The organism is Delftia sp. DT-2 (genome assembly GCF_028401915.1).
In the GTDB taxonomy this organism is placed as follows: Bacteria; Pseudomonadota; Gammaproteobacteria; order Burkholderiales; family Burkholderiaceae_C; genus Comamonas; species Comamonas tsuruhatensis.
In genome coordinates this window covers 148,278-172,852 of sequence record NZ_JAQOTI010000005.1, presented here as the reverse complement: position 1 = coordinate 172,852, position 24,575 = coordinate 148,278, and the positions used below count along the sequence as shown (strand labels likewise).

General features: G+C 65.3%; 21 protein-coding genes and 1 tRNA gene. 12 read left to right on the top strand and 10 right to left on the bottom strand.

The annotated features are described in order from the left end of the window. Positions 1–104: 104 nt before the first annotated feature. From PO605_RS10200 to PO605_RS10190, 3 genes are all read right to left on the bottom strand, one after another. Entirely contained in the window at positions 105–524 is a 420-nt protein-coding gene (locus PO605_RS10200; protein ID WP_047474175.1) for a hypothetical protein, read from the bottom strand. 262 nt (positions 525–786) lie between these two features. Beyond that, positions 787–1,860, bottom strand: coding sequence for a linear amide C-N hydrolase (locus PO605_RS10195; RefSeq protein ID WP_016446829.1), 1,074 nt, complete (start codon positions 1,858–1,860; stop codon positions 787–789). A gap of 296 nt (positions 1,861–2,156) precedes the next feature. Further along, complete coding sequence (locus PO605_RS10190) at positions 2,157–2,342, bottom strand: hypothetical protein (protein WP_017405224.1); 186 nt, start codon at positions 2,340–2,342, stop codon at positions 2,157–2,159. 266 nt (positions 2,343–2,608) lie between these two features. Here PO605_RS10190 and PO605_RS10185 point away from each other — a divergent pair, with 266 nt between their 5' ends. Together PO605_RS10185 and PO605_RS10180 are read left to right on the top strand one after the other, a co-directional pair. Next, on the top strand, positions 2,609–3,088 hold the full coding sequence (locus tag PO605_RS10185; protein WP_016446832.1) for a GNAT family N-acetyltransferase: 480 nt from the start codon (positions 2,609–2,611) through the stop codon (positions 3,086–3,088). A 137-nt stretch (positions 3,089–3,225) separates the two neighbouring features. Further along, the gene (locus PO605_RS10180; protein WP_047474173.1) at positions 3,226–4,527 is read left to right on the top strand and encodes a UDP-N-acetylglucosamine 1-carboxyvinyltransferase; all 1,302 of its coding nucleotides are present in this window, start codon (positions 3,226–3,228) and stop codon (positions 4,525–4,527) included. 24 nt (positions 4,528–4,551) lie between these two features. On the opposite strand, the gene PO605_RS10175 is transcribed toward PO605_RS10180, so the two are convergent. Next, complete coding sequence (locus tag PO605_RS10175; RefSeq protein WP_016446834.1) at positions 4,552–4,944, bottom strand: hypothetical protein; 393 nt, start codon at positions 4,942–4,944, stop codon at positions 4,552–4,554. Between the two features lie 114 nt (positions 4,945–5,058). On the opposite strand from PO605_RS10175, the gene PO605_RS10170 reads away from it, so the two are divergent. Beyond that, entirely contained in the window at positions 5,059–5,475 is a 417-nt protein-coding gene (locus PO605_RS10170; protein ID WP_237426644.1) for an Arc family DNA-binding protein, read from the top strand. Between the two features lie 132 nt (positions 5,476–5,607). After that, entirely contained in the window at positions 5,608–5,787 is a 180-nt protein-coding gene (locus PO605_RS10165) for a CsbD family protein (RefSeq protein WP_016446836.1), read from the top strand. Between the two features lie 111 nt (positions 5,788–5,898). Here the strand turns inward: PO605_RS10165 and PO605_RS10160 are convergent, their stop codons facing one another. Then, entirely contained in the window at positions 5,899–7,074 is a 1,176-nt protein-coding gene (locus tag PO605_RS10160; protein ID WP_272206413.1) for a GGDEF domain-containing protein, read from the bottom strand. Positions 7,075–7,426: 352 nt separating this feature from the next. Between PO605_RS10160 and PO605_RS10155 the strand changes: the two genes are divergently transcribed. Continuing rightward, positions 7,427–8,989, top strand: coding sequence for a methyl-accepting chemotaxis protein (locus PO605_RS10155; protein ID WP_016446838.1), 1,563 nt, complete (start codon positions 7,427–7,429; stop codon positions 8,987–8,989). Between the two features lie 469 nt (positions 8,990–9,458). Here PO605_RS10155 and PO605_RS10150 read toward each other — a convergent pair whose 3' ends face one another. Next, the gene (locus tag PO605_RS10150; protein WP_016446839.1) at positions 9,459–9,752 is read right to left on the bottom strand and encodes an H-NS histone family protein; all 294 of its coding nucleotides are present in this window, start codon (positions 9,750–9,752) and stop codon (positions 9,459–9,461) included. 798 nt (positions 9,753–10,550) lie between these two features. On the opposite strand from PO605_RS10150, the gene PO605_RS10145 reads away from it, so the two are divergent. Further along, on the top strand, positions 10,551–12,371 hold the full coding sequence (locus PO605_RS10145) for a methyl-accepting chemotaxis protein (RefSeq protein ID WP_016454855.1): 1,821 nt from the start codon (positions 10,551–10,553) through the stop codon (positions 12,369–12,371). 32 nt (positions 12,372–12,403) lie between these two features. Here PO605_RS10145 and PO605_RS10140 read toward each other — a convergent pair whose 3' ends face one another. Continuing rightward, positions 12,404–13,891 carry a GGDEF domain-containing protein gene (locus PO605_RS10140; RefSeq protein WP_047472332.1) on the bottom strand — a complete coding sequence of 496 codons (1,488 nt, stop codon included), beginning with the start codon at positions 13,889–13,891 and terminating at the stop codon, positions 12,404–12,406. Between the two features lie 702 nt (positions 13,892–14,593). On the opposite strand from PO605_RS10140, the gene PO605_RS10135 reads away from it, so the two are divergent. Both PO605_RS10135 and PO605_RS10130 read left to right on the top strand, forming a co-directional pair. Continuing rightward, complete coding sequence (locus PO605_RS10135) at positions 14,594–15,073, top strand: Lrp/AsnC family transcriptional regulator (protein WP_016446843.1); 480 nt, start codon at positions 14,594–14,596, stop codon at positions 15,071–15,073. A gap of 176 nt (positions 15,074–15,249) precedes the next feature. Continuing rightward, entirely contained in the window at positions 15,250–17,700 is a 2,451-nt protein-coding gene (locus tag PO605_RS10130; RefSeq protein WP_047472331.1) for a penicillin acylase family protein, read from the top strand. 104 nt (positions 17,701–17,804) lie between these two features. Here the strand turns inward: PO605_RS10130 and selD are convergent, their stop codons facing one another. After that, on the bottom strand, positions 17,805–18,863 hold the full coding sequence (selD, locus tag PO605_RS10125; RefSeq protein ID WP_047472329.1) for a selenide, water dikinase SelD: 1,059 nt from the start codon (positions 18,861–18,863) through the stop codon (positions 17,805–17,807). 107 nt (positions 18,864–18,970) lie between these two features. Between selD and PO605_RS10120 the strand changes: the two genes are divergently transcribed. The 4 genes from PO605_RS10120 (at position 18,971) to PO605_RS10105 (ending at position 22,287) form a co-directional block, all read left to right on the top strand. Continuing rightward, positions 18,971–19,783, top strand: coding sequence for a GNAT family N-acetyltransferase (locus tag PO605_RS10120; RefSeq protein ID WP_047472328.1), 813 nt, complete (start codon positions 18,971–18,973; stop codon positions 19,781–19,783). A 200-nt stretch (positions 19,784–19,983) separates the two neighbouring features. Beyond that, positions 19,984–20,553 carry a YfiR family protein gene (locus tag PO605_RS10115; RefSeq protein WP_016446847.1) on the top strand — a complete coding sequence of 190 codons (570 nt, stop codon included), beginning with the start codon at positions 19,984–19,986 and terminating at the stop codon, positions 20,551–20,553. Next, positions 20,550–21,779 (top strand): diguanylate cyclase domain-containing protein, encoded by a 1,230-nt coding sequence (locus PO605_RS10110; protein WP_016446848.1) that lies wholly within the window; start codon positions 20,550–20,552, stop codon positions 21,777–21,779. The genes PO605_RS10115 and PO605_RS10110 overlap by 4 nt, the downstream gene beginning before the upstream one ends. 1 nt (position 21,780) lies before the next feature. After that, positions 21,781–22,287, top strand: a complete 507-nt coding sequence (locus PO605_RS10105; RefSeq protein WP_016446849.1) for an OmpA family protein — start codon at positions 21,781–21,783, stop codon at positions 22,285–22,287. 32 nt (positions 22,288–22,319) lie between these two features. Here the strand turns inward: PO605_RS10105 and PO605_RS10100 are convergent. Both PO605_RS10100 and selB read right to left on the bottom strand, forming a co-directional pair. Continuing rightward, positions 22,320–22,415 (bottom strand) — tRNA-Sec (locus tag PO605_RS10100). A gap of 197 nt (positions 22,416–22,612) precedes the next feature. Continuing rightward, a complete protein-coding gene (selB, locus tag PO605_RS10095) occupies positions 22,613–24,565 on the bottom strand; it encodes a selenocysteine-specific translation elongation factor (RefSeq protein WP_047472326.1) in 1,953 nt (650 codons plus the stop codon). Between the last annotated feature and the right edge of the window lie 10 nt (positions 24,566–24,575).

The following is a 24,575-nucleotide window of genomic DNA, read 5'->3' as shown; positions in this document are numbered from 1 at the left end:
GCCGGCTTCGTTGAGCTGGCCGAGCAGGATTCGAACAAGCCGAGCATGTGTTGCGCGTGTCTGCGGGACGAGCAGGTTGTGGACCGTCTGGACACCGCGCTACGTCAATCCACTACGGAAATCTTGAGCGCGTACGCCGATGACTTGCCCTGGCGGGCGGCTGCGCGGTTGAGGAAGACACGCACACGGTAGTCACCGCTGGCGGGCAATGCACCGGTCCATGTGGGGCCGTCTGCCACCTCGCCCCGGTACAGCGCTTCCTCGCTGCCGGGCGGCAGCACGTTGAAGTAGGTGGAGGTGGATTTCGTCTCCATGTGCACGGTCATCTTCTGCCCGGCAACCGCACGCACTATGTAGTCGCGCGCCTGCTCCTTGTTGCCTTGGAGCTTGCCTTGGACAGTCGCGTCCGACGTGCCTTTCTTGAAGGTCACCGCAGTGGACGGAACGTCCGCCTGGGCGATCGCCGGCATTTGTACAAGCGTGATGGCAGCGAAAAATGCAGCTGCGCAAATTCTGGAAAGCATGCTGATCCTTTCTAAGAGGCACTGATCGCCTCGCTTGCATGCAGGCTACCAGATGATTTTCCGCCTGGGCGCACCCGACGGGCGTGGTTTGCAGGAAGAACTCCGATCGGTGCCGAGGCCTGCATTGACAGGTCCTTCCGTCGCGCCGCCCCCGCCGATGACGGTAACGGTCATGGTTGTGATGCCTGCAGGCACCGTGCAAAGTTGGGGGCCGCCAGCGGCCGTTGTTGATTTGGTGTTTCTGCTCGCTTTTTCCTCTTCCCTAGATGCCTAGAAATTGAAACGGTAATGATTCCTGAAACTGCCGCGTGGCATCGCCCGAGAAGGTGTGGTTCTGGTCTGGGCCCAGATCCAGCTTGAGAACCTTGCCGGTTTTCTGGCTGAAGTCGAGTGCCTTGAGGTCTATCCAGAAGGTATTTGGCGTCAACGCTGATTCGAAGAAGTAGAGCTTGCGCTGGTGGTCGAAAACGGTTCTCCAGCGGGTTGACGAGATATTGGGCTCCTCCGGCGTATTCAGGCCGTAGGGCACCGAGGCGTTGCGGATCACGCTGAAGACGCTGGCCAGCGCCTTGTTGGGGTCCTGACTTTTGGGGATGGCGTTGACGTAGAAGGATGCGCGGGCAAATCGATCGGCGGCGCGATTGGTGCCGGGCAGCATGGTGGTGCCGCCCACTTGCTGCCAATAGGTGTTGAGAGCCAACTGCTGATCAAACGTCGGTGAATTGGTCATGACCTGGTATTGCCGGCCGTGATGTATCACCTGCCGGCCATTGATGTACTCGACGATGGCGCTGTCGCCGCTGGCGTCGGACATCGAGAGATGCAGCGTCGTCAGCCGGTTCTCTCCGGGAACGTTGTCGGAGACGATGGTGAAAGGTTCTTTCTCCAGCGCCGCAACGGCTTCCTGGACGGTGGCGAAGTTGTCCAGCACGTATTGCGCCCAGGCTGCAATGGTCAGGCCAGGCTTGCTGCCCGCACCGAAGGCCGGGTATTGGGACTCCACCAGCCAGAGCAGGTTGGCGTTGAGGCCGGCTTCATTGACTCCATCGGTGGTGGAGACGTCATAGCCCGAGGTGATGACGCTTCCGTATTTGGACGTCCAGCGCAACGAGTTGGGGCCTGCCTTGCCTGAGCGCTCCATTCCACGCGGGAGCACCCAGAGATTGCTGACGATGTCGCTTTTCCAATCCATGGAGCGCGCGGTGACGACCTGGCCATTCGCACCAAGAAAGACAAGGCGGGTGCAGGCCCAGGTGCTGGGCAGGGCCGTAAGGCCGGCAATTCCCATCAGCAATGCGCCCACTACGGGGTGAATCTGCAGTCTGCGTTTCTTCATGGCAACTCCTTTGCAGGCAAATGGACTGGCGCAGTGTAGTGCGTCATTCGTACCCAGGTCAGAAATGGCCGCCTTGTGAAAAGGCGGGCCGGCAAACTGGCGGTCATTGGAGATGCCGCGCATGGGCCTGCGCGCATGCGGGTGCAGAGGGCACCGCTGTCAGATGGCGTGGCTGAACATGGGGCTGGCCAGCATCGCCACCGCAAAGGAGATGGCGCAGATTGCAGACCACAGGAATACGAGGAAGAGGTGGCGCATCGTGCAGCTCTCGGGAGTGTTTGGTGGTTCTTGCCAGTTCAATTGCGGATGCGGTTCAGAATGCGCAGCCCAAGCATTGAAAGGCGTTCCAGCAGAGGCCTTGGCTCCATGCGCAGCAGCAACAACTGCTGGCCGCCGCGCACGGGAAAGGCTTCCAGCAGGCTGCGGTGGTAGCGGGCATCCGGGTCCGGGTTGAAGCTTTCTGTGGGAACGACTCGATGCATCTTGTATCTCCGTCATGTGATTTCGGAAGCCTTTGGGGAGCGTGGCGTCTGACGGGATCTATTTCAATTGGTTTCGCGGCGTTTCCGTGCGGGTCAAGTTTGTGGCCGCATGTAGGCCGGGTCTGTACGCTGCGTATGTGTTTTGCGCACGTGCTGTGCGGCCTGTCCGCAGGTCTTCACAGGTGTGAGCAGCGCGTCGGCAACGGCTTTGCGGCGGCTGGCAGTCCCTAGAATTCGGGATCCCCATCTCATTTGCCAGGAGTTCCATGTCCTCCGTTCCCACGCTTCAGATCCGGCCCGTTGCACAGGCGGACCATCAGCAATGGCTTCCTCTTTGGCAGGGCTACAACGCCTTTTACGGGCGCGCTGGCGAGACGGCGCTGCCCGAGGACATCACGCAGGCGACCTGGGAGCGCTTTCTCAATCCGCTGGAGCCGGTGTTTGCGCTGGTGGCAGAGAGCGAGGGTGAACTGGTGGGCCTGGCGCACTACCTGTTCCACCGCAGCACCACGCGGCTGGAGCCCGTGTGCTATTTGCAGGATCTGTTTGCCGATGCACGCCGGCGCAAGCAGGGCATAGGCAAGTCGCTCATCCGCGCGGTCTACGAGCAGGCATCCCTGGCGGGAGCGCGCCGTGTCTACTGGCAGACGCAGTCTTCCAACGAAGCGGGCCGTGCGCTGTATGACCAGGTGGCCGAGCATCGTGGCTTCATCGTCTACGGGCACGAACTCCAGGGCAGAGCCTGACGCTTTGTTGTCGGGTTGGCGATCCAGAGAAGAAACCTGTTGAAACAGCGGGTGCGCGCAGCCGATGCAGGTCCGCCGGGGGGGCTTGGCAACCCTAGAATCACGCGTTGTCCTTTCGCTGCTTGCGCTGCACCCCCATGTCCAATCTCATCGTCCACGGCGGCACGCCCTTGCGCGGCCGCGTCGTTCCTTCCGCCAACAAGAATGCCGTGTTGCCGATCCTGTGCGCCACGCTATTGACCGATCAGCCGCTGCGGCTGCATGGCGTGCCGGACATCACCGATGTGCGCAAGATCCTGGACATCTTCCGCACGCTGGGCAGCGAGGTGGAACTGGACGAAACCACACGCACGCTGCAGTTGCATCATCGCGATACGCGCTTTGATGCATCGTCGCATCGCCTGCCGGAGGAGATGCGCTCTTCCATCATGCTGGTGCCGCCGCTGCTGGCGCGCTTTGGCGTGGCGCGGCTGGAGGACAACGTCAAGGGCTGCACGCTGGGCGTGCGTGAGATCGATCCGCACGTGGACATCTTCCGCTCCTTCGGAGGTGAGGTGGAGCGCGCCAGCGGCTCGCTGCTGATCCACAGCGCACAGCCGCTCAAGGCCGTGCGCCACTGGCTGGACTACGCCTCCGTCACGGCGACAGAGAATTTCGTGCTGTGCGCCGTGGCCGCGCAGGGCGAGTCCATGCTGACCAATGCGGCCTGCGAGCCGCATGTGCAGGAGTTCTGCCGCTTCATGGTGATGATGGGCGCCGACATCGACGGCATCGGCACCTCGCGGCTGACGGTGCGTGGCGGCGCACCGCTGAGCGGCGGCGAGTTCACCTTCGAGGAAGACTTCCACGAGATCACCACCTTTCTCGCGCTGGGCGCGATCACGGGCGGCGATGTGGAGGTGCGCAACAGCACGCCGGACAACTTTCCGCTGATCGACCGCACCTTCGCCAAGTTTGGCGTGCAGGTGGAGCACAAGAACGGCTGGTCACGCGCGCTGCGCTCGGGGCCGCTGAAGGTGCAGACGCCGTTCACCAGCAATGTGCTTACCAAGGTGGAAGCCGCTCCCTGGCCGTACTTTCCGGTGGATCTGCTGCCCATCTTCATTGCGCTGGGCGTGCATGCGCAGGGCAATGCGCTGTTCTGGAACAAGATCTACGACGGCGCGCTGGGCTGGACGGGCGAGCTGTCCAAGTTCGGCGCCCATGTGTTTTCTTCGGACCCGCATCGTGTGGTCACCTTCGGCGGCAATCCGCTGACGCCGGCCGTGGTGGAGAGCCCCTACATCATCCGCGTGGCGATTGCGCTGTTCATGGTCGCCAGCAGCATCGAGGGCCGCTCGGAGATCCGCAACGCCACGCCGATTCGCCGTGCGCATCCGCACTTCGTGGAGAACCTGCGCAGTCTGGGCGCTCGGGTGGAGTGGACCAACGAAGAGTGATGGAAAGCGGCGATGCGCAGGCTGCTAGGCCTGCGGCGCCGCATCCGAGAATCTCTTGGCCGCCCTGAGCAGGTAGCTCACGGCATAGAGGATGGGGTCGTCCGTCTCGTCGTCGTTCACGCGGTCAATGATTTCCAGCAGGCCTTGAAGGTCGGCGGACATCTGTGGCAGCACGCTGCTGGCCAGGGCCTCCACCGGTTGCTCGGCAGCGGCGCGGTCCGCCTTGAGGTGATAGCCGCGCAGCAGGTCGCGGACACCGATCACCATGGCGCGGCTGGATCTTTCCACATGCATTTCCAGCACGCTCAGCGCTGCGCTGATGTGGCATAGCGCATCTGTTGCCAGGGTCTCCGGGTCGGGCGGGCTGGCGACGGCCTGCGCAGGATGCACGGAGGCTGGCATGTCTGTGTCCGGCATGGTTCTGTCCTTGCGCAATGTGTCCTGGATTCAGGGCTGGTGGTTCGAGGGCGTGGATGTGGGCTTGCACAGCCCCCGGGCGGGTCGTTTCGAGTTTTATGCCAACTTGGAATCATGTCAACTAGGCATGAATCTGAATTTGCATCCGGCAGGTACCATCGCGCAATGCAACGCAAACCCTTTCCCAGCGAAACCCAGGAGCGCTTCATCGTCCGTTTTCCGGATGGCATGCGTGATCGCATCTCGGAAGCGGCAAAGGCCGGCCACCGTTCCATGAATGCAGAAATCGTTGCGCGCATACGGCGCAGCTTCGAATTGGACGAAGCCGGCGATGCCGACCAGGCCGAGATCGAGCAGGGTGCGGCGGGATTGAGAGAGGAAATTTCGCGCCTGTGCCAGTTGCTGCAAGAGCACAAGGACGCTGCGGCAGGCCTGTTCGAGGCGCACAAGGAAGCGGTGGTGGACGAGGCACTGAAACGCCTGCGCTCCGAAACAGGCATGGCGGCAGGCCGCGCTCCGGGGAAGAGATGAGGCTGTAGGCCTGAGACCACGCTCATCGTTGCCGAGCGCTGGCGCCTGTCCTTGCGGGGCGCGCTTATCGTTGCGTCGGGTCTGCAAGGATCCATCCCTTTTTTAGAAGCTCTTGCAGCAAAGGACGCAGCTATGAACACGGATCAGATCAAGGGCACGCTCAAGGATGCCGCAGGCAAGGTGCAGCAAAAGGCTGGCGAGTTGATCGACAGCCCCGAACAGCAGGCCAAGGGCATTGCCAAGCAGGTCGAAGGCACGGCTCAGAAAAAGCTGGGCGATGTGAAGGAAGCCCTGAAGGATGCGAAAAAGTAAGGCGCCCACGCTGCCTTGATGACGAACAAGCCCGCCACTGCCCGGCGGGCTTTTCTTTTCAGCGAGTTTTGACGGGCGCAAGCCCGAGCAAGGCGTTCCTTGCTTCCTTTGTCAGGCGGTCTGGGGCAGCTTGCGGCCGGGGTCCGCGGCCACGTGCACACGGTCACGGCCTGCCTGCTTGGCGGAGTAGAGCAGGGCGTCGGCGCGCGTCAGCGCATCGGTCAGGGCGGTGTTGGCGGCCACGGGGGCGATGCCGAAGCTGATGGTGATCCGCTGGCCGGCTGCCAGCACATAGCCGTCCGCGCTGAGCTGAGCGCGTATGCGCTCGGCCACGCGCTCGGCCTCCTCGGGCGTGGTGCGCATCAGCAGCAGCACGAATTCCTCGCCGCCAAAGCGTGAGACCAGATCGTCGCTGCGCACATGCTGCTGCAAGGTCCTTGCCACGGCCTGCAGAACGCGGTCGCCACAGTCATGGCCCCAGCTGTCGTTGATGCGCTTGAAGTGGTCTATGTCGCCGATCAGCACGGAAACCGGCGCCATGTGCGAATCGGCCAGGCGCAGCTCGGCGGCCTCCTGGAAGGCGCGACGGTTGAGCAGGTTGGTCAGCGAGTCGTGGTTGCGCTCCTGGCGCAGCGCGGTGAAGACATCGCGCACCGTGCAGGCCAGCAGCATCAGGGTGAACAGCAGAGCAAACGACAGCGTGCTGACCAGAGTCACCAGCCAGTAGGTGGAGCGAGCAATCTCATTGAGGTCGGTGCTGCCCAGGGCCAGCACCAGCAGCGGCCGGGCGGCGGTGTAGCCGGCAAACACCACGTAGGACCAGTAGAGCATTCTCTCCAGCCAATCCTGCGGTGGCCGGCGCCGCAGCATGGCGGGCGCCGGCAGCAACTGCAGCAGGCCCAGGCCTGTGTTGAGCCAATGCACGCGTACCCACAGATCGACCTGGATCCGGCTGTAGTAGTACAGCGCGGCCACAACCACCGCACCTATGAGCAAACCCAGCACGGGATGGGCCGAGACCCCGTAACGCCCCGCCATGCAGCGCGCAAAGCACCAGGTGCCAAACAGGTACATGGCGCCTGTGTACACGGCCCAATGGTGGAGTTGTTCGCGGGGGGCAATGCTCTGCCATGCAAGCGCCAGGGAAACCAGGGCATAGCCGCCGGCAATCCACAGCAGATAGCGCTGGCGACGCTGCACCAGCCAGCACACGGCCAGCGTGCAGCTGAGCAGCAAAATGCTCAGCGGCGCAATCAGTACATAGAGGCGATCGGTATCGAGTGACACATCCACAGCGTGTTATGCACTTGCAGGTGCGAAAGACGGCGGCTGGCAGCTTCCAAGCCCAGGCATTCAATGGCGCGGCAGCCGCAAGCGTCATTGCATTTTGCATCCGATGTCACCGGCGCTTGCCACTGCATATGCACTGTTCCGCGTTGTGCACAGCGGGTGATATCGGGTCTGCCCGCGCGCAGCCTCAAGTTCCCGGTATTTCTGACGAAAAAGCAAGTCATCTTTTCCGGATTGATGGGCCATGTCGATATGGCGGGGCTTTTCACCGGAAGACGGCCGGCGCTAGTGCGCGTGGCCTGTTGTTTCACCTTTCCTCTGTTCAGTTTTTCCGACGAGAGTTCTACGAATGAAATTTGATCAATGGAGCGTGTCCGCCAAGCTTTGGGGCACGCTGGGCGGCTTGCTGGCGATGATGCTTGCGGTATCGCTGTGGGCACAGTTTGCGGCGGCCCGCGCCATGGACCAGGGCATGCAGACGCTGTCCGAATATGAGAACCGCATCGGTCTGGCCATTCAATGGAAGGGCGCAACGGAAACCACGGGCGAGCGGGTGCTGGCCAGCAATGCCTCCACCGATGAGGAATTGACGCGCCTGCTCGACGGCCGGGTCAAGGAGGGCTCTGGCCTGATCACCAAGCTGCAGGCCGAGATCGTCAAGGGTGCCAGCGAGGCAGACAAGGCTGCGCTGGAGCGCATCGCCAGCATCCGTGCCGAGGTGCTGGCGCTGAACAAGCGGGCCCGCGAGATCAAGTTGACGGGCGATGCCGCGGCGTTCCGCGAGTTCGTCCAGCAACAGTACCTGGGTGCCATCGGCCGCTATGTGGACTCGCTGGAAGTCTTCGTGCAGCTGCAGCGCAGCCAGCGCGATGCGGCCATGGAGCAGGCCCAGGCCGCGCGCCAACAGGCCAGTGTGCTGGCCTGGATTGTCCAGGGCGTGGTGCTCCTGGCCGGACTGGCGCTGGCCTTCGTGCTGACGCGTGCCATCACGCGTCCGCTGGAGCGAGCCGTGCAACTGACCGATGCCATTGCGCAGGGCGACCTTACCGTGTCTGCCGAGGACAGCCGCAAGGACGAATTCGGTCATCTGCTGCGCTCGGTCTCGGGCATGGCGGCACGGCTGCGTGGCCTGGTGACGGAGGTGCGTGACAGCGTGCACTCGATCTCCACTGCATCCACCGAGATTGCCGCCGGGAATCACAACCTGTCTTCGCGCACCGAGCAGACGGCGTCGAACCTGGAGGAAACGGCCGCCAGCATGGAGCAACTGACCGCGACCGTGGGCCAGGCCGCCGACACCGCGCGCCAGGCCAATCATCTGGCCGGCAGCGCCGCCCAGGCGGCCGAGCGCGGGGGCGCCGTGGTGGGCCATGTGGTGGCCAGCATGGACCGCATCAGCGACAGCGCACGCCGCATCTCCGACATCATCGGCGTGATCGACTCCATTGCTTTCCAGACCAACATCCTCGCGCTCAATGCCGCCGTGGAAGCGGCCCGCGCGGGTGAGCAGGGCCGTGGCTTCGCTGTCGTGGCTGGCGAAGTGCGGGCCCTGGCCCATCGCAGCGCAGAGGCCGCCAAGGAGATCAAGGGGCTGATCAGCACCTCGGTCGATGCCGCGCAGGAAGGCTCTGCCCAGGTCGCCCAGGCCGGCCAGGTGATGGATGACATCGTGGGCAGCGTGCGCAAGGTCTCGGACATGATTGGCGAGATCACGGCGTCTTCCACCGAGCAGCGCGACGGTATTGGCCAGGTCAACCAAGCCGTCAGCCATCTGGACCAGATGACGCAGCAAAACGCGGCCTTGGTGGAGGAGTCCGCAGCGGCAGCGGCTGCACTGAGCGACCAGGCGCAGCGCCTGTCGGGCATGGTGGCCGTGTTCAAGGTTGGCAACGCTGTGCCAGCCCTGCGATAGCGCGTGCAGAAAAAAAAGGACCGCCGGGGGCGGTCCTGTTGCAGAGAAAAGCCGTGGCCCTTGCGGGCCTGCCAGGGTAAGTCAGTGAGAGGGGAGGGAGGAGATAGTCTCCCTGGCTCGGCTGGAAAATGGTTCGTGGTGGTGGCGGATTGCTCCAGTGGCCGTTGGGGCCTTGCCGTTGCGTGACGGGATGCCCATGGCTTGCGGGTGCTGCAATGACGTGGGCATCATGATTTTGGAGAGTGCAGGTGTAGGACAGTTCCCTGTGCGATACCTGCTGTTTCCCTTGTTGTGATTGCTTGGGTACCGAAACATGCAGGCACCTCTCGGCTCACACATCAGCACTACATTGAAGAATTTGTAACTTCTGGGCAATAGGGTTAACCCCTTGCTTCTGGCAACAAAAAGCCCGCACTTGGCGGGCTCTGTCGCAGCTTAGTGGCTGCCAGGGGGCGGGCTGCGCCGGACCTCATATGGCGAAGGGAGTGCGGTCCTTGCCTTCAATCCAGCGGGGCTGCTTGCCGCGGCCGGTCCAGGTCGCACCGGTGGCCGGATCGCGGTACTTGGGAACGCCGACCACGCGAAAACCAGCGCCAGTCTTGGCTTTGGACGAGGGAAAGACATCGGCCTCGGTCAATCCGTATTGGTCGATGATGGTGCGCACCTGGGCAATGGCTCCGGACTTTTCGGTCTTGAGCACTTCGGCGATCTGGGCTTCGAGCTGGGCTTTCTGCTGCAGCAGTGTCTTGTAGTCTGTGGTCATGTATATCAATGAATGTTGATCTGCCAATATAAAGGAATCCGGGAGAGCTTTTGGCAAAGTGAGCCTACACTGCCGCGCAACACCCGGATGACGACAGGCGTATTGTCAGAGAGCCTGTTTGAGAACAGGTTCCCATGTTGCCTGAGTCTAGGCGAGTCTGACGCTGATTTTTGTGGCGTATGGAAACCGGGTCATCGCATCTGCCACCGCTGCGCAGGTGCTGGGAAACAGGGCCGTGTAGCAGGCGCCGGCCACTTTGATGATGCATCGCTTCATGTTTCTCTCCCCTTGAATGACAGGTCTGCCTGCTTATCGGCATCTTTGCATCAAGATGAAACATTTTGTATCCTGCTCCCTGCCGATCCTGGTCAGGGGCCTTCATGGATCCATGGCAGTCCAGGAAGGGCAAGAAAAGGCCGCATGGTGCACCCCAAAAATATGAGGGAGGGAAAAACACAGGGTGCGCGGCGCAAACGGCAGGACCCTGTTGCAAGGCCCTGGCGTTTGCGACAAAAAGATCCCGCCTGCAGGGCGGGAAATGTCTGTGTTACAAATTGACACTATAGCATGCATCCGTCCAGGATGTGACGATAACTTGCAAAAACCTGACGACTCAGGCCCCGGTGGCGTTGCGAGCAAAGCGCTGCTTGCTCGAAGGGGTGGTGCAGCGGATCACCTGCAGCCAGGAAGCGTGCAATTGCAAGGGCAAGTACGCACTCTTTGAGCTCTGGCGGCCGGTGTGTCTCGGATAGGCTCGGTGGGCATCCACAGCCCTCGTTTTTGCCTTTACTACGCATCATGTTTCAAACACTTCGTGCCCGCCTGATCCTCATCTGCGTGGCAATCACAGTGGCCGCGCTGTTCGCGCTGTCCATGGCCACCTTCTGGACGGCGCGCGGCAGCACGCTGTCCGGCATCGACGAAAACATCGGCCAGCTCACGCAGGCCCATGCAGCCGCATTGACCGACTGGGTCCAGGACAAGCAGCGCATCACCGGCTCGCTGAAAACGGCGGTGCAACAGCCGGACCCGATTCCTTTCCTGCTGGCAGGCCAGCAGGCCGGCGGCTTCGATGACGCCTACTTCGTGCATGCGGACAAGCGTGCCGTGTTCACCCATCCCATGCCGGAGAACTACGACGGCACCCAGCGCGACTGGTTCAAGCAGGCCGTGCGGGAAGGCCGTCCGGGCGTCACGCCGGCCTACGTGGACGCCAGCACGGGTGAGCTGACGATCAGCTTTGTCGATCCGGTCGGGGCCTCGGGCGCGATCACGGCCGTCGTCGGCACCGATGTGCGGCTGGCGGCCATGTCCAGGAAAGTGGCGGCCATACGCCCCCAGGAAAAGAGCTTCGCCTTTCTGATGGACGGCGAAGGCCGTCTGCTGGCCTACGCCAGGCCCGAGCTGGCGCTCAAGCCCGCTTCGGCGATTGCACCGGAGCTCGATGCGGCCCTGATCAAGCGCCTGGCCGAGCAGGGCGGACGTGCCGACCTGGTGCTCGATGGAGAGCCGCAGATGGTCTACGCCGCCAAGGTGGAGGGCACGCCCTGGACGCTGGCCGTAGTGATCGACCGCGCACAGGCCACGCATTCCGTAAGCGCGCTGCTGCAGGTGGCCGCCTTCATCACCGCGCTTTCCGTGCTGGGTACGGCCGTGCTGTTGACCGTGGTGCTGCGCCGGATGCTCATGCGCCTGGCCGTGGCACGCGATGCATTGCAGGACATTGCTTCCGGCGAGGGCGATCTGACCCGCCGCCTCACGGCGGCAGGCCGGGACGAACTGGCGCAGATCGGCCAGTCCTTCAATCAGTTCGTGGACAAGATCGCCACGGTGCTGCTGCGCATTCGCGAATCGTCGGAATCGGTGCGCATGGCGTCGGCCGAGATCGCGGGCGGCAACCAGGACCTGTCGTCACGCACCGAGCAGCAGGCCAGCTCGCTGGAGCAGACGGCAGCCGCCATGGAGCAGATCACGGCAACCGTGCAGCAAAACGCGGCCAATGCCCGCCAGGCCAGCGAGCTGGCCACCAGCGCCTCGCAGATCGCCACGCAGGGCGGTGAGGCCGTGGGCCAGGTGGTGCAGACCATGGGTGGCATCGAGGCGTCGGCACGCAAGATCGAAAGCATCATCGGCGTGATCGACTCCATCGCCTTCCAGACCAACATCCTCGCGCTCAATGCTGCCGTCGAAGCGGCCCGTGCCGGCGAGCAGGGCCGTGGCTTTGCGGTGGTGGCCAGCGAGGTGCGCACGCTGGCCCAGCGCAGCGCCACGGCGGCGCGGGAGATCAAGGCGCTGATCGACGATTCCGTGGGCCAGATCGACACGGGCAGCCGGCTGGTGCGCAATGCGGGCACCACCATCGACCAGGCCGTGGACGGCGTGCGCAAGCTCAGCACGCTGGTGGCCGAGATCAGCAACGCCAGCCAGGAGCAAAGCCGTGGCATTGCCGAGGTGGGTAGCGCCATTGGACAGATGGACCAGGTCACGCAGCAGAACGCCGCCCTGGTGGAAGAGGTCACGGCGGCTGCGCAATCGCTGCAGCAACAGGCCGTGCAGCTGGCCCAGGCCGTGGCGGGCTTCAAGCTCGACGAAGGAAACGGCGCCCGCCGCCTGCGCTGAGCGCGGGCAAAACGCCGAGGCGGCGCCTGGTGTCAGGCCGCCTTGGCGCCCCCGGAATGCTCGCAGGCAAAGGCCGGTGTACCGGCCTCGTCCGGCCGCTCGCCCGCCACGAAATACCGGTCCCGGCCGCTGGCCTTGGCCTGGTACAGCGCCGTGTCGGCCGTGCGCAGCAAGGCGCTCAAACCCAGCGGAGGCTGGGCCATGTTCGTGCAGGCGATGCCAATGCTCAGCGTGGGGCAGATGGTTGCGCCATCGCTTGTCTCGATGCGGATTTCGCGCGTGGCTTCGCACAGCCGCTGGGCCACGGCGCTGGCCGTGGTGCAGTCGGCGCCAGGCAGCAGCACGGCAAATTCCTCGCCGCCCAGGCGGCCTATGAGTTCATGCGGGCGCAGCGCCTGCGACAGGCGGGCCGAGACTTCCTGCAGCACCCGGTCGCCAGCGGCATGGCCGTGGCGGTCGTTGGTGTGCTTGAAGTGATCCAGGTCCAGCATCAGCATGGCGCCCGACTGGTGCTCGCGCTGCAGGCGCTCCAGCGTGCGCTGAGCGCGCTCCAGAAAGCTGGTGCGTGCCAGCAGGCCGGTCAGCGCATCGTGGTTCACTGCATGGCGCAGTTTGCTGAGCATGTCCTTGAAGGCCATGAGCGTGCAGGCCACGGCCAGCGGGCCTATGGACAGCATGGCCAGGCCCAGGCGGAACGAGAACGTGGTCTCCAGTTCGGAACTGGGCGAGGTGAGCAGTACATCTGAAAATGTGGCCAGCTTGATGGCACAGCTGGCGAGGTTGAGCAGGGCGACCACGAACAGCCGGTAGCGCATGGCACACAGCAGCATGGCCGGCATGCTCAGGGACATCGCGCCCGGCCCGCCCAGGTAGATGGCAATGGCCTCGGAGATCACCAGGGCCAACAGCGGCAGCAGGGCCTGCACGATCTGCCTGAACGGCTGGCCACGCCAGGACAGCGGCTCCAGGCTTGCGGGAAAGCTCAACAGAACGGGCAGCAACAGGGTCATGTGCATCAGCTCGCTGCTGAACCACATGGCCATCATGGGCTGCCAGGGCCAATGCATCAGCTGGTGCATGCCCACCGAGCCCAGCACGGCGCCGACCACGCTCACAAGCAGGCTGCACATCACCAGGTGCAGCACCGATGAGGGGGAGCGCATCTGCCGCACCCGCAGCGGCAGGCGCCGCATCATCACCCAGCCGCAGGCCACGGCTGCCAGATCGGCGAAAGTCAGCCACAGGGTCTGGTCAAGCGGGCTGCCCGACAACCATTCGGCCAACGCCATGGCCACGGCGGCCGCCGTCCAGCAGTGTCTATGGCTGTAGGCGGGGCTGCGCAGCATCCAGCCCAGGAGCAGGGCGTTGGACAGCCATAGAGATGACAGATGCCCCGGAGAGCGCAGGCCCAGCGCCACGGCCGAGCACAGAAACAGCACCCCGCCCAGCACAAAGCTGTCCCGCCAGGGCGTTGCAGCTTGTGAAATCCACGGATCTCCAGATACGGCGCGATATGACATATGTCTCCCCTGTGGAGACTGAATGGAGGCACCGGACACTGCGCGCGTTCGTCGGGCATGCCGGGCATGCCCTTGTCATGGGGAACGAGCGGTCCGGCGGGCAGCGGGAAATCGGAAACCCTCCTTTGGCGTGCTGCGGCAAGCCGCGTAACTGCGGGCAGGCCCTGCGTCGGAAGCCGACGGATGCGGGGTAACTTGAGTTCACAAAATTTACGCCTGCGGGGCCAATCTAGCGGAAATGCATGTATTTGCAAGTACTGATCCATCATGCGTGCTGCGCCTTCCCAAGCGGTTTGCCGTGTTCCGTCGAGCCCGGCCAATACGGCCGCAGGCGGCAGCCCTGCCCGCGGAGCAGCGTCGCCAAAGGAAGGATGGGATGCATGCTAAGTATTTATGCGAGGTCCCAGCCGGGTGACATGCAGCGGCGGAGCATCGGGGTGTGTCGGTGGATTTGTAATTTGTTACTTTTGTTTCTGATAGCCATTACTCTTGCCTGGTGGTGCCCATGTGCCGTCGCTGCTGGGCGATGCGGGATGGGGATGCACTCCAGATGCGGCGGTTTCGGATGAAACGAGGATCTTGTTGATGAAAGCGACGATTTGCAGCGCATAGAATTGCCGGATTGGTGGATATATCTGCCGAAATGTTGAACACGTCCGAGCCGCCGCCATAGGCTCTTGCCGTTGACGTCCAGGGAACTGCATGGAATACCGTCTTGATGAAACCGACCGCCAACTGCTGCGCCTGCTGCAGACCAATGCGCGGGCTTCCACCGCGCATCTGGCCCGGCAGATGAATCTGGCGCGCACGACGGTGGTGGCCCGCATTGCCCGGCTGGAGCAGGAAGGCGTGATCGCCGGATACGGCGTTCGCCTGGGTGCGCGCGTGGAGCAGTCTGCGGTGCGCGCGTACTGCGGCATTCGCGTGCAGCCCAAGACGGCCACTTCAGTAATGCAGGCACTCAACCGTTTCACCGAGGTCGAGGAAGTCTCCGCCGTCAGCGGCCAGTACGACTACATGGTGTTCGTGCGCTGCGAGAGCAACGAAAAGCTCGACGCGCTGCTGGACCGCATAGGCCTGATCGACGGCATACAGCAGACCTATACCTCGGTGGTGCTCAGCCGCAAGATCGACCGGCGCATGACGGCGGCGCTGAGCCAGCTGGCTGAATCTGCCGCCTGAGTCTTCTGCCCGTGCTGGCCGATGGAGAGCTGGGTGGCTGTCCACATCGACTGTCGGGCATCAGACATTTCCTAGTGAAACTGCCGGGTAGGCAGTGCCTTGCCTCGCTCCTATGCTGATGCGGGCCCCGTGGCAGACCGGGGCCTTTGTGTACGCATAACACCAGGAGACAAAGCATGCACCCAGCGCTTCGCAGTGGATGGAAACCCTTGTCATTGATAGCCCTGGCCGCCTTGGCGGCCTGCGGCGGTTCGGGAGACGGCTCCGGCAGCAAGTACAGCGCGGAGATCCGCCGCACGGAGATGGGCATTCCGCACATCAAGGCCAAGGACTGGACGGGCCTGGGCTATGGTGCGGGCTATGCCCAGGCGCAGGACAACCTGTGCACCATGGCCGACTCCTTCCTGACCTACCGCGGGGAGCGTTCGCGCCACTTCGGCGGCGATGCCCAGGCCGTCTATGACAGCACCATCGACCGGCCGCGCAACATCGATTCGGACTTCTTCTTCCGCCATGTCGTCTCCGATGACGCCGTGGCCGCCATGATCCAGGCCCAGCCCGACAAGCTCAAGCAACTGGTCGATGGCTTCGTGGCAGGCTACAACCGCGTGGTGCGCGAGACCCCCGCCGGGGCCAAGGCCAATGCGGCCTGCGCGGGCCAGCCTTGGGTGCAGGCCATCACGGCCCAGGACATCTGGCGGCGCATGTACACGGCCAATCTGGCCGGCGGCTACAGCAATTTCGTGGCCCAGATCGCCAATGCCGTGCCGCCTGCAGCGGCTGCGGCGGCAACGGCCTCGGCCAAGCCGGCAAAGGGCCGGTCGGCCGCGACGCAGCTGGCCGCGCTCAAGCCGGGCCAGGTGGTGGCGCCATCATTGCAGGTGGGCGGCACCACGGGCATAGGCAGCAACATGTACGGCTTCGGCCAGCAGGCCACGGGCGGCGGCAGCAGCGTGCTGTTCGGCAATCCGCACTGGTACTGGAAGGGGCCGGACCGCTTCTACCAATCGCAGCTCACGATTCCGGGCGAGATCGACGTCAGTGGCGCCAGCTTCCTGGGTATCCCGATGGTGCTGATCGGCTTCAACAACGACGTGGCCTGGAGCCATACCGTGTCCACGGCGCGGCGCTTCGGCCTGTTCATGTACCAGCTGGCGCCCAATGATCCGACCCGCTATGTGCGCGACGGCAAGACCGAGGCCATGCAGGCCAGCAGGATCACGGTGAGCGTGCGCAATGCCTCCGGCGGGCAGGACCAGGTCACGCGCACGCTGTACAAGACCGTTCACGGCCCCGTGGTCAACCTCGGCGCCATGGACCCGGCGCTGGGCTGGACCACGCAGAGCGTGTTCGCCATCCGCGACATCAACGCCTACAACTACCGCACCTTCCGCAACTGGCTGCGCTGGAACCAGGCCAAGTCGCTGGACGAGTTCATCCGCATCCAGAAGGAGGAGTCGGCCATTCCCTGGGTCAACACCGTCGCTGCGGGACGCGGCAACGCCCAGGTCTGGTATGCCGACATAGGCGCCGTGCCCAACGTGCCGCCCGCGCAGCTGCAGGCCTGCGCCACGCCGGCCTCGGCAGCCATCAACGCGGCGCTGCCCCAGGTGCCGGTGCTGGCCGGCGGCAGCAGCCAGTGCGACTGGGGCTCGGATGCGGATTCGGTGCAGGCCGGCGCCATCGGCCCGGCACGCATGCCCAGCCTGCTGCGTGGCGACTACGTGGGCAACATGAACGACAGCTACTGGCTGTCCAATGCCTCGGCACCGCTGACCGGCTATCCGGCCATCTTCGGCTCCACCTCTTCAGCCCAGAGCCTGCGCACGCGCCTGGGCCACACCATGGCGCTGCAGCGGCTGGCGGGCACGGACGGCTATCCGGGCAAGCTGGCCACCAGCGACATCGTGCGCCAGATGGTGCTGGACAGCCGTGTCTACAGCGCGCGCTTCAAGGACGAGGCATTGGCCCAGGTCTGTCCAGGCCCCGTGTCCTCGGCGGGTGAAACGGTGGACGTCTCGGCTGCCTGCACGGCGCTGCAGGCCTGGGACGGCACGGGCACGGCGGCATCCAGGGGCTCCCATGTCTGGGACGAGTTCTGGAAGCGCGTGGCCAGCCAGATCAAATCGGCCGACCTGTATGCCGTGCCCTTCGATGCGGCCGACCCCGTCAACACGCCGCGTGGCATCAAGCCCACGGCCAAGGCGGCGCTGCAAAAGGCGTTCGCCGAAGCAGTGAAGGCCGTGCAGGCCAGCGGCTTTGCCATGGATGCGGCGCGCGGCACCGTGCTGTTCTCGCAGCGTGGCGGAGAGAAGACGGCACTGTATGGCGGATGCGGCGAGGTGGGCTACTTCACCATCACCTGCTCGGAAAACAAGATAGAGCAGGGCGGCTACAGCATGGACGGGCAGCCGCACGGCAACAGCTACATGCAGGTGGTGAGCTTCCCGGCGGCCGGAGTGGAGGCCCATACCTTCCTGACCTTCTCGCTGTCGGACGATCCTGCCTCGGCCCACTATGCGGACTACACCAAGGCCTACGGTGCGCGCCAGTGGCTCAAGCTGCCGTTCACCGACAGCGCCATCCAGGCCAGCCCGGCCTACAAGACGCAGACCGTGAGCGAGTGACATCCGCTGTCCGGCGTGATGCAGTGCCCGCCTGAGGGGGCTGCATCCGGCATGCAATGCAAACGGGGGCCCAGGCCCCCGTTTCGCTTGACTGGTTGCCTGGCTCAGTCCACCACGACGCGGGCCTGGCCCGCTTCCATGCGGCCGACGATGGCTGCATCGCCAAAGCCCTGTTCGGCAAACAACGCAAGCACCTGGTCCGCCACATCGGGCGTGCACGATACGAGCAGGCCGCCCGAGGTCTGCGGATCGGTCAGCAGCGCGCGCTGCGCATCGGTGATGCCGGCGCCCAGCACCACCTGCGTGCCATATGAGGCCCAGTTGCGGCCCGAGGCGCCCGTAATGACGCCCTGCTCGGCAAAGCCCTGCACCGTGGGCAGCACGGGCAGGCTGCGGCTGTCGATGCGCGCCGTCAGGCCCGCGCCGCGTGCCAGTTCCAGGCCGTGGCCCAGCAGGCCGAAGCCCGTCACATCGGTCAGCGCGTGCACGCCGTCCATCTTGCCCAGCGCCGTGCCGGGGCGGTTGAGCAAGGTGGTTGCCTCCACCATGGCGCGGTAGCCGGCTTCGTCCAGCAGGTTCTTCTTGAGCGCGGCCGACAGAATGCCCACGCCCAGCGGCTTGCCCAGGATCAGCACATCGCCGGCCTTGGCGTCGGCGTTGCGTTTCATCTGGCGCGGGTTGACGATGCCGATGCCCACCAGGCCGTAGATGGGCTCGACCGAGTCGATGGAGTGGCCGCCGGCCAGTGGAATGCCGGCATCGCGGCAGACCGACTCGCCGCCTCCCAGGATCTTGGCAATGGTGTCGTGCGGCAGCACATTGATGGGCATGCCCACGATGGCCAGGGCCATCAGCGGCTGGCCGCCCATGGCGTAGATGTCGGACAGCGCATTCGTCGCGGCGATGCGGCCGAAGTCATACGGATCGTCCACGATGGGCATGAAGAAATCCGTGGTCGCCACGATGGCCTGCTCGTCGTTGATGCGGTAGACGGCGGCGTCGTCAGCGGTCTCCGTGCCCACCAGCAGGTCCGGGAAGAACTGCTTGGGCAGCGCGCTCTTGCCGATCAGCTCCGCCAGCAGGCCCGGCGCGATCTTGCAGCCGCAGCCGCCGCCATGGGACAGCGAGGTGAGTCGGGGAGCTTGGGAGGTGTCTGTGGTCATGGAGCAATCCGGCGAACGGGGGCGATCGCAGTAGTGGAAAAGAGTGCCTGCCGCCAGCGCGGCGGCGCGGCGGCGCGCCATATTATGGGCGGGCACGGCGTGCGGCCATGGTACAAGCGGGCATGTCCAAGTCTTTCGCTCATGACCGCGCATCCGTGGACTGCGATCCCGAGACGGTGGTCGGCGTGGAGCAGCGCGGCTTCAACGCCTGGCCAGCCCAGCGCACCGTGCTCTGCGGGGACTGGCTGCTGCGCGCCGCGCAGGGCCATACCAAGCGGGCCAACTCGGCCAATGCCCATCAGCCCGGCGCCCGCCTTGGCGCCTTGCTGGCGCAGATCGAAGCCTTCTACCAAGGCCAGGGCCTGCCGCCCGTCTTCCGCCTCTCGCCCCTGGCCAGCCCCGAGGCCGATGCCCAGCTGGCGCAGGCCGGCTACCTGCTGGCCGATCCTTCGCTCGTGATGCGCGCAGACTTGGCGGACATGGCGCAGCCGGCGGACGAAAAAGGCTGGACCCTCGCCATGGATGCCCGGCCCGGTGCGGCCTGGCTGCAAGGCTTTGCCGAGGCCGGCGCCGTGCCGCCCCGTCACAGGCAGGCGCATCACCACATGCTGCAGTCCATTGCCTGGCCCGCCGCCTTTGCCACGCTGCGCGTCGGGGGCGAGGTGGCCGGGTTCGGCCTGGCCGTGCTGGAGCGCGGCTGCGTGGGCCTGTATGACATCGTCATCGCACCTGCAATGCGCGGGCGGGGGCTGGGCCGTGCGCTGGTGTGCGGCCTGCTGCACTGGGGACGGACGCAGGGGGCGCAATGGGCCGAGCTGCAGGTGCGGGCTCCCAACCGGGTGGCGCGCGGGCTGTATGAAAGCCTGGGCTTTCATCCGCTCTACGCCTATCACTACCGCCTGCCTGCCGCGGCGCCTTGATGTGCCGCAGCGACTAAGAAAGGATGATGACCCAGCGCGACACTCCGGGTGCTCCGAGGCGGGCGATATGTGAAAAAATGCTTCGATGCGCCGTCGTGGTGCAATGCATGGATTTCCCGTTCAAGGAGCCTTGGTTGGCTGTTCGCATAAATCGCTCACAGCGCTCGCAGCGCTCACTTCTCCCATCCCGCAGGTGGTGCATGGGTGGCAGGATCAAGGGCCTGCCGCCCGCCTGGGCCTGGGTGGCCGTGTGCCTGCTGGCGCTGCAAACGGGTTGGGTGGGGCTGGTGGGGCAGGCGCATGCCGAACCATCGGCCGACGAGCATGAGCTGGGCGTGACACGCACAGTCTTAGGCATCCTGGGCTACACGCGCTGGCCCACGGAAAGCGCGGTGCTGCGGCTGTGCGTGGTGGGCTCCACCGAATATGCCGATGACCTGCTCAATGGTGCCCCGCAGACCGTGGGCAGCCAGCGGCTGGAAGTCCGGCGCGTCGTGCTTTCCGATGCGCGCATCCTGGCCGAATGCGAAGGCATCTATGCCGGCCAGCTCGATGAAGCGGCCTGGCGCAAGCTCATGGAGCAACTGGCCGGACGGCCGCTGCTGACCATCAGCGAGCGGGGAGAGCTGTGCCGCATCGGCGCCATGTTCTGCCTGCGCCGCCGTGGCGAGGGCGCGGGCTTCGAGGTCAGCCTCGACTCCGTGGCACGCAGCGGCCTGCGCGTCAATCCCAAGGTGCTGCAGCTTGCGCGCCACAGGACGTTGCCATGAAGTTGTTCCTGTCCGGCAGCGCCTCCCTGCGCAACGTGATCCGCCGCGCGCACATGCGCATGGCGGCGGTGGCCATTGCGCTTGCGGGCGCGCTGCTGCTCATCGTCGGCGTGGCCACCCTGCGTCTTTACCTGTCCAACAACCTGCATCTGGTGGCACGTTCGCTGGCCTATACGGTCGAGGCATCGCTGGTCTTCGGTGACCGTGACGAGGCTGCCCGCGTGCTGGACCAATTGCTGCGCGGCGAAGGCGTGGCCCATGCCGAGGTTTTCGATGCCGAGCAGCGCCCGTTCGTGCAGTGGTCGGGCCATGGCGGCTCGGCGCTGTCCAGCGTGGGTGAGCTGCTGGCCATAGGCATAGGCCTGCCGCGCGCCGAGGCCGATGTGCGCCAGGATGGCCGCCTGGTCGGGAGCGTGCAGCTGTCCAGCGATGGCGTGGGCCTGGTCCGCTTTCTGGGCGCAGGCTTCATCGTGCTGGTGCTGTGCGTCGGCGTGAGCGGCTATGTGGGGCTGCGTCAATCGCGCCGCATGCTGCGCGACATTGCCGAACCGCTGCAGCAGTTGGCGCGCGTGGCGCACGCCGTGCGCCATGACCGGTCCATGGACCAGCGCGTGCCGCTGGCGCGCATTGCCGAACTGCGCGAGTTGGGAGACAACTTCAATGCCCTGCTGGCCGAGCTGCAGACACGCCACGAGCGGCTGCAGCAGCAAAATTCGGCCCTGGAGCGCCAGGCTTCGCGAGACAGCCTCACGGGGCTGGCCAACCGCCTGCATTTCGAGCAGCGCCTGCAGCAGGCGCTGGACAACGCGGCCGAAACCGGACAGAAGCTGGCCGTGCTGTTTCTGGACAACGACCGCTTCAAGCAGGTCAACGACGCGTACGGCCATGCTGTGGGCGATGTGCTGCTCAAGGCCGTAGGCGCAAGACTGCGCTCGCAGGTGCGCGAGAGCGATCTGGTCGCGCGGCTGGGCGGCGATGAGTTCGCCATCCTGCTCTATCCCGTGGGCGGGGGCGGCGATGCGCAGATGGTGCGGGACAAGATAGAGGCCGCCATGCATGAGCCTTTGGTGGTCAGCGAAGGCGTGGTGCTGCAGCCTTCGGTCAGTGCGGGCGTGGCCCTTTTTCCCAAGCATGGCCAGAGCATGGAGACGCTGATGCGCCATGCCGACCAGGCCATGTACCAGGCCAAGGCCATGCGCCAGGCCGAACGAGTCACAGGAGGATGACATGTTGAAACGACGGAGCTGGACCCGGATGTGCGGCGCAGGTGCGGCCGCTGTGCTGGCCCTTGCGCTGGCGGGCTGCAAGGCGGCGCCCGAGGCGCCGCCTACGCCGCAGGGCCTGACCGAGCAGCAGCAGCAAGTGCTGCGCAGCCAGGGCTTTGCACAGGCGGAGCAGGGCTGGGAGCTGCAGATGTCGGGCAAGCTGCTGTTCGGCTTTGACTCGGCCGAAGTCGGCGCCCAGGCGCGCACCAAGGTGCTGGAACTGGGGCGGGCGCTCAAGGGCGTGGGCATAGAGCGGCTGCGCGTGGAAGGCCATACGGACGATCGCGGCAGCGATGCCTACAACATGCGCCTGTCGCTGCGCCGCGCCGAAGCCGTGGCCGATGTGCTGGCCGAAGCCGGCCTGGCGCGCCAGGATATCGAGGTCAAGGGCCTGGGCCGCGCCATGCCCGTGGTGCCCAGCGATGCGGCGGAGAACCGCCGCGTGGCCATCGTCGTGCCCTTGCAATAGCCGGAACCTGGCTGGGATCAGAGTCGGGGGATTGGCGGAAAGCAGCAGGAGTCGAACCTACCCAGGAGCGGCTGACGCCCCTGACCGGGTTTGAAGCCCGGGCGCACCACCGGGTGCGTATGCTTTCCAGGATGTTAGGCACCCCCTGAGCGGCTGGCGCCGCTTCCCCCTCTCTACTCGCTGCGCGAGGGAGGGGGACGACGCCATCGGCTAGGCGCCCCCGCCGCAAGGCGGCTCTTGCTCGGCGTCCCCGGGTTGGGCCGCGCCATTGCAGGTGCTATGCCCAAAACCGGCTATTGTAGCGGTCCCATGGGAGCGTCATGGCTCAGCTTTTGGGTGGGGTGAGCGAATTTCCGCCAGTGGTCCACTGCACATCGGGGCGCAGCAGGTGGGCGTCGCGCAGGCGGCGGGTGTAGCCGATGCGGTCGAAGAATTCGAGGATCTGGATGGCGCGCTTGCGGCCCAGGCCTGTGGCATCGCGAAAGGCGTGGGCCTGGATTTCGCCGTTGGGGGTGGCGGCGGCCAGTTCGCGCACCAGGGCGGCGAGTTCGTCCGTGCGGGCGGCGGAGTAGAACAGGTCCTTGGTCACCTGAAACAGCAGTCCCTGGCGCGCGAGTTTGCGCAGCAGCTGGCGCACGGTTTCCTCGCCGATGGCGTTGTCGCGTGCCAGGTCGCGCACCCAGGGCGGGTCGTAGCGGCCGGCTTCGATGGCCGGCAGCAGTTTCTGGGCGATCTGTGTTTCGCTGTCCGACAGTTGCACGCTGTGGCCGGGCAGGTGCAGCCAGGCGCCGCTGGAGGCCAGGCTGCCATCCTGCAGCAGCGTTTGCAGCAGGCCTTTCCACAGCGCGTCATGTCCTGCATGGACCAGGCCGGACAGTGCCATGCGGCGCAGGCGTGCCGCGTTCACACCGGGCTCGTCGGGGTTTTTTTCGTGAAAGCGCGCCATGCTGTCCAGCACCTGGCCGCGCAGCTGCGTCCAGCGTGCGTCACCCAGCAACAGCGTGTCGCCCTCGGCCAGTGGAAGTCGGTGCAGCCGGTGCCCGACGTTGTCCGTGGCCACGGATGCGCGGCCCGTCAGGCGCATGAGCTGCGACGTGGCAATGCCGTGCGCCGCGCCTTGCACCAGCGCGCTGGCGTCCCCGGTGGCAATCAGCGATTCCAGCGCCTGCAGATAGGCCGTGCGCTCGGGACTGCGGCGCTTGCGTGCGGGAGCAAAGGGGTCGATGACGCTGCCGCCCGCAATCGTACGGTTGGCCTGGGCATTGCGCACGATGAGCCGGTCGCCGGGTTGGGCATGTACGGGCATGTCCAGCACCAGTTGGACGATGGCCTGCTCGCCGGGACCCAGCGGCTGGTCCTGCAGCAGGGCCACGTGGGCCGTGCAGCGCGCCGTACCGATGTGCACATGCACAGGCGTCCATTGGGCCAGTGATGGCGCATCGGCCAGCAGTTGCAGGCGCACGTCGATCCGGTCGCTGGCCTGCAGCAGCCGTGCGTCGGCGATCCAGTCGCCGCGCGTGATGGCTTCCTTGGCAATGCCCGACAGGTTGAGCGCGCAGCGCTGGCCGGCAAGGCCCCGCTCGCTGGCCTGGTTCTGGGCATGCAGGCTGCGCACGCGTACCTCGGTGCCCGAGGCCGAATGCACCAGCGTGTCGCCCACCTTCACCTGGCCGCCGAACACGGTGCCCGTGACCACGGTGCCCTGGCCGGGCAGCGTGAAGCTGCGGTCCACGGCCAGGCGGAACAGTCCGTCGCTGGCCCGCGCGGGAATGGACTGGGCGCGCGCCATGAGGTGCTCGCGCAGCTGCGCCACGCCCGTGTCACCGGGCTGGGCGGCGGCGGTGGGAAAGACCGGGGCGCCGGCCAGCGCCGTGGGCGCCAGCAGGGACTCGATCTCGGCACGCACCTGCTGCAGGCGCTCGGGCGTGGCGCGGTCGGCCTTGGTCAGGGCCACGGTGCCTTCGCGCACGCCCAGCAGCTGCAGGATGTCCAGGTGCTCGCGCGTCTGCGGCATGACGCCGTCGTCGGCCGCCACCACCAGCAGGGCGTGGTCTATGCCCACGGCGCCTGCGGCCATGGTGTGCACGAATTTTTCGTGGCCGGGCACGTCGATGATGCCCAGTACCTCGCCATTGGGCAGCGGCGTGTAGGCATAGCCCAGCTCGATGGAGATGCCGCGCGCCTTCTCTTCCTTGAGGCGGTCGGTGTCCACGCCCGTGAGCGCGCGCACCAGGGTGGTCTTGCCGTGGTCGATGTGGCCGGCGGTGCCGATGATCATGCGTTCGTCC

Coding starts and splice junctions, on each gene's coding strand:
- PO605_RS10200 (WP_047474175.1), bottom strand. CDS start 524: ATGCTTTCCAGAATTTGCGCAGCTGCATTTTTCGCTGCCATCACGCTT.
- PO605_RS10195 (WP_016446829.1), bottom strand. CDS start 1,860: ATGAAGAAACGCAGACTGCAGATTCACCCCGTAGTGGGCGCATTGCTG.
- PO605_RS10190 (WP_017405224.1), bottom strand. CDS start 2,342: ATGCATCGAGTCGTTCCCACAGAAAGCTTCAACCCGGACCCGGATGCC.
- PO605_RS10185 (WP_016446832.1), top strand. CDS start 2,609: ATGTCCTCCGTTCCCACGCTTCAGATCCGGCCCGTTGCACAGGCGGAC.
- PO605_RS10180 (WP_047474173.1), top strand. CDS start 3,226: ATGTCCAATCTCATCGTCCACGGCGGCACGCCCTTGCGCGGCCGCGTC.
- PO605_RS10175 (WP_016446834.1), bottom strand. CDS start 4,944: ATGCCGGACACAGACATGCCAGCCTCCGTGCATCCTGCGCAGGCCGTC.
- PO605_RS10170 (WP_237426644.1), top strand. CDS start 5,059: ATGTCAACTAGGCATGAATCTGAATTTGCATCCGGCAGGTACCATCGC.
- PO605_RS10165 (WP_016446836.1), top strand. CDS start 5,608: ATGAACACGGATCAGATCAAGGGCACGCTCAAGGATGCCGCAGGCAAG.
- PO605_RS10155 (WP_016446838.1), top strand. CDS start 7,427: ATGAAATTTGATCAATGGAGCGTGTCCGCCAAGCTTTGGGGCACGCTG.
- PO605_RS10150 (WP_016446839.1), bottom strand. CDS start 9,752: ATGACCACAGACTACAAGACACTGCTGCAGCAGAAAGCCCAGCTCGAA.
- PO605_RS10145 (WP_016454855.1), top strand. CDS start 10,551: ATGTTTCAAACACTTCGTGCCCGCCTGATCCTCATCTGCGTGGCAATC.
- PO605_RS10140 (WP_047472332.1), bottom strand. CDS start 13,891: ATGTCATATCGCGCCGTATCTGGAGATCCGTGGATTTCACAAGCTGCA.
- PO605_RS10135 (WP_016446843.1), top strand. CDS start 14,594: ATGGAATACCGTCTTGATGAAACCGACCGCCAACTGCTGCGCCTGCTG.
- PO605_RS10130 (WP_047472331.1), top strand. CDS start 15,250: ATGCACCCAGCGCTTCGCAGTGGATGGAAACCCTTGTCATTGATAGCC.
- selD (WP_047472329.1), bottom strand. CDS start 18,863: ATGACCACAGACACCTCCCAAGCTCCCCGACTCACCTCGCTGTCCCAT.
- PO605_RS10120 (WP_047472328.1), top strand. CDS start 18,971: ATGGTACAAGCGGGCATGTCCAAGTCTTTCGCTCATGACCGCGCATCC.
- PO605_RS10115 (WP_016446847.1), top strand. CDS start 19,984: ATGGGTGGCAGGATCAAGGGCCTGCCGCCCGCCTGGGCCTGGGTGGCC.
- PO605_RS10110 (WP_016446848.1), top strand. CDS start 20,550: ATGAAGTTGTTCCTGTCCGGCAGCGCCTCCCTGCGCAACGTGATCCGC.
- PO605_RS10105 (WP_016446849.1), top strand. CDS start 21,781: ATGTTGAAACGACGGAGCTGGACCCGGATGTGCGGCGCAGGTGCGGCC.
- selB (WP_047472326.1), bottom strand. CDS start 24,565: ATGATCATCGGCACCGCCGGCCACATCGACCACGGCAAGACCACCCTG.